Source organism: Ruegeria atlantica, assembly GCF_947495585.1.
GTDB lineage: Bacteria > Pseudomonadota > Alphaproteobacteria > Rhodobacterales > Rhodobacteraceae > Ruegeria > Ruegeria atlantica_G.
Genome location: NZ_CANLZK010000020.1, coordinates 47,781 through 55,010, shown reverse-complemented (window position 1 = coordinate 55,010; position 7,230 = coordinate 47,781). Strand labels below are relative to the sequence as shown.

Annotated in this window: 5 protein-coding genes; 1 reads left to right on the top strand and 4 read right to left on the bottom strand. The window is 58.7% G+C overall.

Features of this window, described 5'->3' with window-relative positions:
- Positions 1-391 precede the first annotated feature (391 nt).
- Complete coding sequence (gene katG / locus QMP16_RS21865) at positions 392-2,593, bottom strand: catalase/peroxidase HPI (protein ID WP_282154119.1); 2,202 nt, start codon at positions 2,591-2,593, stop codon at positions 392-394.
- Positions 2,594-2,862: 269 nt separating this feature from the next.
- Entirely contained in the window at positions 2,863-3,708 is an 846-nt protein-coding gene (locus tag QMP16_RS21860; RefSeq protein WP_282154118.1) for an SDR family oxidoreductase, read from the bottom strand.
- Positions 3,709-3,798: 90 nt separating this feature from the next.
- Here QMP16_RS21860 and QMP16_RS21855 point away from each other — a divergent pair, with 90 nt between their 5' ends.
- Positions 3,799-4,431, top strand: coding sequence for a class I SAM-dependent DNA methyltransferase (locus tag QMP16_RS21855; protein WP_282154117.1), 633 nt, complete (start codon positions 3,799-3,801; stop codon positions 4,429-4,431).
- 5 nt (positions 4,432-4,436) lie between these two features.
- Here the strand turns inward: QMP16_RS21855 and QMP16_RS21850 are convergent, their stop codons facing one another.
- Positions 4,437-5,216: a carnitinyl-CoA dehydratase gene (locus QMP16_RS21850; protein WP_108860445.1), complete on the bottom strand. Its 780-nt coding sequence runs from the start codon at positions 5,214-5,216 to the stop codon at positions 4,437-4,439.
- The gene (locus QMP16_RS21845) at positions 5,213-7,228 is read right to left on the bottom strand and encodes an acetate--CoA ligase family protein (protein WP_282154116.1); all 2,016 of its coding nucleotides are present in this window, start codon (positions 7,226-7,228) and stop codon (positions 5,213-5,215) included. The genes QMP16_RS21850 and QMP16_RS21845 overlap by 4 nt, the downstream gene beginning before the upstream one ends.
- Between the last annotated feature and the right edge of the window lie 2 nt (positions 7,229-7,230).

The following is a 7,230-nucleotide window of genomic DNA, read 5'->3' as shown; positions in this document are numbered from 1 at the left end:
TCAGCGCGCCCGCCTAAATCATTCCCTAAGATGCCCACCGTCTCTCCGATGCGTCCGGCTGTCTCTCCAACCCGTCCCACCGTCTCGCCGGTGTGTCCCAAGCGCCTCAGCAGCGCCGGTGAAGGGGTATTTACGGATTAGGTCTGGGACCTGCAACCCCCATTTTGAAAAAACTTCATATTTCTCTGCAGAAACTCGCCCATGTTAATGAAAACAATAAGTTAGCTTAATAATTTGGGTAAGAAACAGGGCTGGGCGATGCGTGACGCGCGGGTTAGTCAAGGCTTTGGGCGGAATCGTACCCAATGCTTGGTATGCCCGCGGGACTCGACCCAAAGAAAACGCCGCCCGAGTCCCCTCGGGCGGCGCTACCTCTGCGATGATCGTCGGTTTACTTCAGATCAAATCGATCCGCGTTCATCACCTTGTTCCAGGCCGAGACAAAGTCACAGACGAATTTACCCTCGGCACCCGTCTGACCGTAGACCTCAGCAAGCGCCCGCAGTTGCGAGTTCGAACCGAAGACCAGATCGACGCGTGTACCGGTCCATTTGATCTCACCGCTGGCGCGGTCACGACCTTCATAAACGCCCTTGCCGGCAGGTTTCCATTCGGTGCCCATGTCCAGAATGTTGGTGAAGAAGTCATTGCTGAGTACACCCACACGATCCGTGAACACCCCATGCTTGGTGTCACCGAAGTTGGCACCCAGCACGCGCAGGCCTCCGACAAGTGCCGTCATCTCTGGTGCGGACAAGGTCAACAATTGGGCGCGATCGACCAGCAACTCTTCGGGCGAGACGGTGTAGTCGGCCTTTTGGTAGTTGCGGAAACCGTCTGCTGCGGGCTCCAGGACTGCGACGCTGTCCACATCGGTCTGCTCTTGCGATGCATCGGTGCGGCCCGGGGTGAACGGAACCTCGACATCCTGACCACCAGCTTTGGCAGCCTGCTCGATGCCGACGGCACCGGCCAGAACGATCAGGTCGGCCAGCGACACTTTCTTGTTGCCTGACTGCGCGCCGTTGAACGCCTCTTGCACGCCTGTCAGCGCGTCCAGCACCTTGGACAGTTTCATTGGCTCGTTGACATCCCAATCCTTCTGAGGCGCAAGACGGATACGGGCGCCGTTGGCACCGCCCCGCTTGTCCGACCCACGGAAGGTCGAGGCCGAGGCCCATGCGGTTGAGATCAGCTCGGACACCGACAGACCAGTAGCAGCGATCTTGGTTTTCAAATCCACAATTTCTGCAGCATCGACCAGATCGTGATCCACCGCAGGCACGTTGTCCTGCCAGATCAGCTCTTCGGTCGGGGCTTCCGAACCGATATAGTTCGACCGCGGCCCCATATCGCGGTGGGTCAGCTTGAACCAGGCGCGCGCGAAGGCATCTGCGAACTCTTCCGGGTTCTCGTGGAAGCGTTTCGAGATCGGGCCATAGATCGGATCCATGCGCATCGCCATGTCGGCGGTGGTCATCATGGTTTTGACCTTCTTGGTCGGATCACCGGCCGCCGGGGCCATGTCTTCTTCCTTGACCCCGATCGGTTCCCAGATCCATGCGCCCGAGGGGCTTTTGGTCAGGTTCCACTCATATCCAAACAACAGGTCGAAATAGCCGTTATCCCATTTGATCGGGTTCGCGGTCCATGCGCCCTCGATGCCCGAGGTCGTGGTATCGTCACCGACGCCCGAGCCGAACTTGTTGATCCAGCCAAGGCCCATCTCTTCGATCGGTGCCGCTTCGGGTTCGGGGCCGACCAAATCAGGATCGCCCGCGCCGTGCGCCTTACCAAAGGTGTGGCCACCAGCAACCAACGCGACTGTTTCCTCATCGTTCATCGCCATCCGGCCAAAGGTGTCACGGATATCACGGCCTGAGGCCAGAACATTGGGCTCACCATCCGGACCTTCGGGGTTCACATAGATCAGACCCATCTGAACGGCGGCGAGTGGGTTTTCCATGTCGCGCTCACCAGTGTACCGGCTGTGCGGGTTTTCGGTGGGGGCAAGCCATTCAGTTTCGGAACCCCAATAGATGTCTTCTTCAGGCGCCCAGATATCCGCGCGACCACCAGCAAAGCCAAATGTCTTGCCGCCCATGGATTCAATCGCGCAATTGCCGGCAAGGATCATCAGGTCGGCCCAGGAAATCTGGTTGCCGTATTTCTGTTTGATCGGCCACAGCAGACGGCGCGCCTTATCAAGGTTGCCGTTATCCGGCCAGCTGTTCAGTGGCGCAAAGCGCTGGTTCCCGGTCGAGGCACCGCCACGGCCATCCGCCGTGCGATATGTACCGGCGCTGTGCCAGGCCATGCGGATGAACAGACCGCCGTAATGACCATAGTCGGCAGGCCACCAATCCTGAGAATCGGTCATCAGCGCGTACAGGTCTTCTTTCAGCGCCTTCATGTCCAGCTTCTTGAATTCTTCAGCGTAGTCGAAATCAGGCCCCAGCGGGTTCGACGCGGGTGCGTTCTGATGTAGGATCGACAGGTTCAGCTGGTTCGGCCACCAATCCCGGTTCGACCGGGTTCCTGCGCCGTGCATTACAGGGCATCCGCCCGTTTTGGGGTTATCACTTCCGTCCATGTCGATCTCCAATCCTGGCTAAAATCCGGCTCGTACGCGCGGTGAGAAACGCGGGCGATCAAGAACATATATAGATGACACTTTTACCTCTTTTAGATGCGCGGCTTGGATTGCGCGCATTCTGTCAAAGGTATCGGCGACTCTTGTCTTGTCGCCGCCAGACCTAGCAAATTCGAACCATGCAAATAAGTTTTCTTTATGGATGGTTCTGATAACCAAAAACTATCACTAAGCATCCGGGGCGCATCACCTGAAATTACGGCGATAGCTCAGTCATCGGTCATCAGCGACCTCAATCCGACCCGATAGTTCGGATACATTAGGTTTACACCCAGCTCATCCTTGATCCGATCGTTCCTGACCCGCTTGTTCTCATTGTAAAAGCTGCGCGCCATGGGGGTCATGTCGGCCTCGTCGAACGGTACTTCGGGCGGCAATGGCAATCCCTGCAATTCGGCCGCATAGGCGATGACATCCTGCGGTGGAACGGGTTCATCATCACATACGTTGTAAATCGCCCCCGGATTAGGCGCGGACATGGACGCGGCAAGAACCTGGGCAATGTCGGCGACATGAATTCGGGAAAAGACCTGCTCGGGCTTGATGATACGTCGCATACCCACACGCTTGAGCTTGGAAAACGGCCCGCGACCGGGACCATAGATGCCTGCAAGGCGAAAAATGTGTGTCGGCAAGCCGGGGATGTTCTGCCACTGCTCTTCCGCCTGCACCCGCCATTTGCCGCGCTGCGCCGTTGGCGTCGCAGGGGTGGCCTCGTCGACCCAGTTGCCCTGATGATCGCCATACACGGCCGTGGTCGACAGATAGCCAACCCATTTGAATTGCGCCGCCCGTTCCGCAATCTCATCCGCCAATGCAGCCAGAACCGGATCTCCGTCCGCGTTTGGCGCGGCCGAGATCAAAAGATGCGTCACCCCATCCAGCTGTGGCACTTGCCCCGGCCAAATCACCGGCTCTGCGCCGGACGCCTTGACCACCTGCGATTGGGCCGGATCACGCGTCGTGCCGAAGATACGCCAACCATGGGGTTGCAACTGACGGGACAAGGCCTGTGCCGAGTACCCGTGACCGAAGGAAAATAGTGTGCCTGTCATACGCTCTTAGATGATCCGCAATTTCGCCAGATGCAAGAACTCTGCCAAGGATACTTGATTCGAATCCCCCAATGCGCCTTTCTTTTGGGTATGAGTGACAAAACACCAGACCTGCATGCCGCCTACGCGCTGGATTCCCCGGAAGACCACAAGCGTCTCTATGCTGAATGGGCCGGGGATTACGACGAAGGCTTTGCCACGCGCGAGGACTATCAGCTGCACATCCATACCGCCCGCGCCTTTGTCGGCGCCGGCGGGCAAGGGCCTGTGCTTGATGTAGGTGCAGGCACTGGCCTGTGCGGCGCGGTTCTGGCCCGGCTAGGTGTGGGACCGATAGATGCCACCGATATCAGCGCCGAGATGCTGGATCAGGCCATGCGCAAGGATATCTACCGCGACGCCATTGAGGCCGATCTGAACGAAGGCATCCCAGTGCCGCGCGAAAGTTACTCCGGGATCGTTTCATCCGGTTCGTTCACCCATGGCCACCTCGGGCCAGAAGCTTTGACTGCACTGCTGCGTGTGGCCCGCCCCGGTGCACAATTCGCGCTGTCGATCAATGCCCAACATTATGAAAAGCTGGGATTTGCCGAAGCCCTGCACCGGTTAGCGCAAGGCCAGATTCGAAACCTGACCCTGCCCGAAGTTCGCATCTATGGCGATCTTGCATCTGGCCCCAACAAAGATGACACAGCGCTGATAGCCCTGTTTGAACGCGCTTAGGCCTACTATCGACCTTTCCACACGGGATCACGCTTTTCAGCAAAAGCGCGGGCGCCTTCCAGATTGTCTTCAGAGCCATAGAGGGTATCAACCGTCGGCAATTGCCGCCCGGTGATCCGGTTCATGGCATCCTGAAATTTGGAATCTTCGGCATCGCGTACGATTGCCTTGATCGCGGCATAAACCAAGGGCGGGCCGCTGGCCAAAAGGCGCGCCAGTTCCCATGCCCGATCCATCAACTGATCACCTGGAACGATTTCGTTCACCAACCCCCAGTTCTTCGCTTCATGCGGGTCGAACCAGCGTCCGGTCAAAAGCAGTTCCATCGCCACGTGATACGGAATACGTTTTGGCAGTTTGACACTTGCGGCATCGGCCACTGTGCCTGAGCGGATTTCCGGCAGCGCAAAACTGGCGTGTTCCGCAGCAAGGATCATGTCGGCGCTCAGGGCCAATTCTAACCCGCCGCCGCAGGCAATCCCGTTGACGGCTGCGATGACCGGCTTGTTCATGTCCCGCAGTTCCTGCAGCCCGCCAAAGCCACCAACGCCATAGTCTCCGTCGACTGCGTCTCCGTCAGCGGCTGCTTTCAAATCCCAGCCGGGGCAAAAGAACTTCTCTCCACCCCCGGTCAGGATTGCGACGCGCAGATCAGGATCATCACGGAAGTCACGAAACACCTCGCCCATGACGCGGCTGGTCGCCAAATCAATCGCGTTCGCTTTGGGACGGTCCAAAGTGACTTCCAGAATAGCGCCATCGCGCTTGGTTTTGACCGGGTTCATTTACTTGCCTTTCGGATCAGAGCATCCACCGCCATGGCACGGTCCGGTGTGCAGATCAGTGGGTTTATTTCAACTTCGCTGACATGGGATGCATTGGCAATGACGTAGGCCTGCACCGCATCGACAGCGTCCAGGATGGCCTCAATCTCTGCCGCTGGTTTGCCGCGATATCCCGCCAGCAAAGGGGCGCAGTTCAATTTACCCAGCGCCTCTTTCACCGCGGTGCGAGAGGATGGGATCAAAAGTGAAACCGTGTCGCGCAGGATTTCAGTCAACACACCTCCGGCACCCAGCGTCAGAACAAATCCATGCGCCGGGTCTCGGGTCACGCCGACCAACAATTCTGCCACGCCGCCAACAGCCAATTCCTCAATAAGGACCTCTTCGGTTCCGATATCCGCCGCGACTTCGCCAACAGCGTCTGAGTGGACTTCAAGGCGCACGGCCGCATGTTCCGACTTATGCGCCAGCCCGACGCCCTTAATCGCAAAAGGACCAGTCAGCGCGGCAGAGGCTTGTTTTGCCAGATCCGCCGGTACCACGACGTTGTGCGGCACACAAACACCGAAATCCGCCAGCGCCCTCTTGGCTTCTGCTTCGGTCAGAACGTGATCTGCAACGGTATCCGAGGGCAACAGGACCGGTTCGGCCTCCGTTGCTTGCGGCCGCGCGGCTGCCTCAATTGCCGCAAGCGCTTCGTGCAATCCGGCAAAAGAGACAACACCGCCATCGAGTAATCGATGTGCAACGTCTTCGGGCAAAAGCTCCGGCAGAGTCGCTGTTACTGCAAAGGGACGCCCTGTCTGAGCAACGCAATTCAAAGCAGCCTGCGTGGCGCATTCCCAATCGGTCGCATCCGTGTGCGGATAGTCGAGAATCGCCATAGTCAGGGCCTGTTCAGGGTTCATCATTGCGGACCACGCCCGTGTCATGGCCTGCGTATCCCGCCAGATATAGGTGTGATAATCCAGCGGGTTCGCCAGTGCTACCATCGGTCCCAAGGCATCGCGCAGGTCAGCTTTTTGTGCTTGCGACAACGGCGGGAAGTGCAGGTCGCGCCCCTCGGCCATGTCGGCCGCCAGACTTGCCTCACCACCCGAACAACTGATCGATCCCAAGCCGTTCGTATCCAACCGCCCGGACACGTGCAGCAGCTTGAGGCATTCCAGGAAACTGGGAATGTCATCCAAACGCGCGATCCCAAGGCGATCCAGAAATGCCTGCGCGCCCGCATCACCACCCGCCAACGAGGCTGTATGGGAAATCGTCGCCGCCTGTGCATGGGCGGACCGGCCCACTTTCAGCGCAACAATCGGCACGTTACGATCCCGAGCCTTTTTGGCCAGCGCCTCCCATTTGCGCAGGTCACCGAACCCCTCGATATGGACGCCAATCGCTGTGATCCGGTCATCATCCAACAGGGCCGAGGCGATGTCGGCCTGATGGGTCTGCGCCTGATTCCCACTGGTCAGCATAAAGGCCAGCGGCAAGGCCCGGCGCTGCATCGTCATATTGATCGCTATGTTCGAACTTTGCGTCAGGATCGCCACACCGCGATCTACCGGTCGCATGCCGTGCTGATCGGGCCAAACAGCGGCACGGTCTAGCCCGTTGACGAAGCCATAACAGTTTGGCCCGAGGATCGGCATCTCGCCTGCGGCCTGCACCAAACGGACCTGCAAATCTGCACCCTGATCGTCCTCGGCATGCGCTTCGGTAAATCCCGAGGCAAAACACACTGCGCCCCCGGCCCCCATGGCCGAAAGGACCGCGACAGTCTCGATCGTTGCATGACGGTTGATGCCAACAAAGGCTACGTCGGGGGCCGCTGGAAGGTCCTCAAGGCGTGCAAAAGCACTCAGACCCGCGATTTGACCGGCTTTTGGGTGGACCGGCCAGATGTCGCCCTGAAACCCGAATTTCCGGGCCTGTTCGATCACTGAGACGCACCAGGCGCCGCCGCCAATCACAGCGATGGATGTGGGGTGCAAAACGCGTGACAGGGAAGACATCA

What these genes read in the sequence shown, in the direction of transcription:
- QMP16_RS21860 (WP_282154118.1), bottom strand. Translation starts at nt 3,708, where the DNA reads ATGACAGGCACACTATTTTCCTTCGGTCACGGGTACTCGGCACAGGCC.
- QMP16_RS21845 (WP_282154116.1), bottom strand. Translation starts at nt 7,228, where the DNA reads ATGTCTTCCCTGTCACGCGTTTTGCACCCCACATCCATCGCTGTGATT.
- QMP16_RS21850 (WP_108860445.1), bottom strand. Translation starts at nt 5,216, where the DNA reads ATGAACCCGGTCAAAACCAAGCGCGATGGCGCTATTCTGGAAGTCACT.
- QMP16_RS21855 (WP_282154117.1), top strand. Translation starts at nt 3,799, where the DNA reads ATGAGTGACAAAACACCAGACCTGCATGCCGCCTACGCGCTGGATTCC.
- katG (WP_282154119.1), bottom strand. Translation starts at nt 2,593, where the DNA reads ATGGACGGAAGTGATAACCCCAAAACGGGCGGATGCCCTGTAATGCAC.